3 protein-coding genes are annotated in these 2,335 nt (G+C 55.6%); all 3 read right to left on the reverse strand.

Annotated features, from left to right (window positions below):
• Nucleotides 1-322: 322 nt before the first annotated feature.
• Nucleotides 323-805 carry a roadblock/LC7 domain-containing protein gene (locus VGK48_03490; protein HEY2380226.1) on the reverse strand — a complete coding sequence of 161 codons (483 nt, stop codon included), beginning with the start codon at nt 803-805 and terminating at the stop codon, nt 323-325.
• Nucleotides 802-1,476, reverse strand: coding sequence for a Rab family GTPase (locus tag VGK48_03495; protein ID HEY2380227.1), 675 nt, complete (start codon nt 1,474-1,476; stop codon nt 802-804). The genes VGK48_03490 and VGK48_03495 overlap by 4 nt, the downstream gene beginning before the upstream one ends.
• A partial coding sequence (locus VGK48_03500; GenBank protein HEY2380228.1) for a roadblock/LC7 domain-containing protein occupies nt 1,463-2,335 on the reverse strand: 873 nt, incomplete at its 5' end. The genes VGK48_03495 and VGK48_03500, both read right to left, overlap by 14 nt.

Below are 2,335 nucleotides of genomic sequence, written 5' to 3' on the forward strand. Positions count from 1 at the left end.
GACGTGCTTATCGTTCCATTAAGTAACTCGAATGTCAGTCCGACTCCGCCGGTCCCAACGACTAGTCCTCCCGAACAGGTTAATTACCCTCAGTCTGTCCTGGCAACGATGAGTCCAGGAATGCGTGCGGGATTTTATTCAAGCAAATGGGGCTCTTTACCTTGGATATTTTCGCGTATCCCGCCGGAGCAATATCTCATTTTTCGCGTCAAGTAGCCGAGAGCTTTCGCCTTCTGTAGAGGCAGCCGTGCCGGCTGCAAAAAAGGCCGCAGAATTGTACGCGACACGCGCCACTACAGAGCCAAACCAGGAATTGTTTCGTTTAGGCAGCCGGCGGCGATGCGTCGGCGAAGATTGGCGCGGCGGTGATATCGGAAGCGTCGAAGCTGAAGCCGTGATTCCCTTTTTGTAGCGATTTTAACAGGAGTGCGACTTGCTGGGCCGTGCCGGTAGAATAGAAACGAACCAGCCCAACCGTCGTCCGCGGGCCAAAGACGGTGATCATGATCGTTTCTTCGTCGACCGAGTTCATAAAAATGTGGCTGCCGTTACCCTGGTGATAAAGAGCATTGAATTCCACTTCCCCGATTCGCCGCGCCAGTTCACGCGTCGCAGCGAAAGACCCGGCCGCAAGCGCGGCGATGATGGTCACGTCCATCACTGTCATATCGCCGTATTGCGAAATGACATTGCCGCCACGGTCGATCACGACCGTCAACTCAGCCTCCGCCTTTTTTAAGAAGTCGGCCAACACGCCATCGAGCGTTGCCACGTCCTCGATGGTAAGGACAGGAATAGCGTTCATGCGACGCTTCGCTGCTGCTCGGGTACAACGTGTTGCTGTCCTGGCTTGGCGGCTCCCGGCGCGGCGGAGCGGCCGGCGTCACTCTGTTTACTAAACTTGTGCAGCAAAATCTGCGAAACGGCGTTCAGGGTGGCGAAAACATTTTGCCCCGTACTGGAGACGACCTCGAAGCTTTGCACCCGCTTCTTCCGGTTGTTCAGGACGTAATCGAGATAATTGACCGGCGCGATATTTTGCAGATCGCGTTTGTTGTATTGCAAAACGTAGGGGACATCGTCGAGCGACATGTTTTGCTTGGCCAGGTTGTCCTCGAGATTTTTGAAACTCTCAACATTTTCCTCCATTTTTTCCCACTGCGAATCGGCTACGAAAACCATCCCATCGACGCTGCGCAGGACGAGCTGGCGGGTGGCGTTGTAAATTACCTGACCGGGGACGGTATAGAGCTGGAATTTGGTGACGAAGCCCTTGATAACCAGAGCGTTGAGCGGAAGAAAGTCGAAGAACAGGGTGCGATCGGCTGCGGTAGCGAGCGAAACGAGGTCGCCGCGATTTTGCGGATTAATCCGCTGATGGATGTAGCCGAGGTTGGTGGTTTTGCCGCACAGGGCCGGACCGTAATAAACAATCTTAAACTGAATCTCGCGGCTGGCGTAATTAATGATCGACATGAGGAGTCTCCACTTTGGGATAGGTTCGCGAAAGTTCCTGTGTGATGCGGCTGAGTTCGCGCCGGCTCTCCGCACTCAATTCAACGCCGTTGTGCACCGCGGTCAGGCAAAGATCGCCGGCACCAAAGAATGTCACGGGCGACTTTTCACCGTGGACCGTCATGGACCTAAGGGGGCCTAGATGGGTCTCACACATATGTTTTTGCAGTTTCTGGAGCATCGTCGGTGCCACCGCGCTCAACCCTTCCATATGCATTTCGTCCGGGATGTTTCCGGCGATGATCAAGCCATCTGCGAAGATCACGCTACAGGAGGCAACGCCGGGAAGGGCACAGGCTAGTGCGATCGCCGCCTTGGCATCAAATTTCGGAGCTCCTTCGGCCGGCCTGGCAGTTTCCCACTTTGCGGCCGGACCGATCGCGACGCGGAAAGCATCGACCGGGGCCGAGAGTTCAACTTTCGCAGCTTCGATCTTGCGCGCGGCGACTTTGGGAACCTGAAGGTCTGGAGCTCTTACTTTAGGGACTTCGGCTGCCGCTGCTTTAGGAAGTTCTATTTTGGGAGTCTCAACCTTAGGCACTTCCGGCTTTGACGGTGCCGCGGCGCTTGGGAGCGCTGTTTTCCGACCTTGGGCAAAACGTTCCGCGTCTTCCTTTGCCTTCGCCGAAAACGGTGTCTCGAATGTTTCATCCTGAGCGGTGACTTCCTGGTCCTCTCGCATGCGAAGAGAGTCTCCGGGCAGGTTGGCCAATACATCGGGCAGCGAAAGCTGCACCGGGGCTTCTACGACATCGGGGAGAAACAGACCGCGGTACTGCTCCGGTAACGCTGTGTGAAAGTCTTTCGGCGGAATCGTCAC

This window comes from Terriglobia bacterium (genome assembly GCA_036496425.1).
GTDB lineage: Bacteria > Acidobacteriota > Terriglobia > 20CM-2-55-15 > 20CM-2-55-15 > 20CM-2-55-15.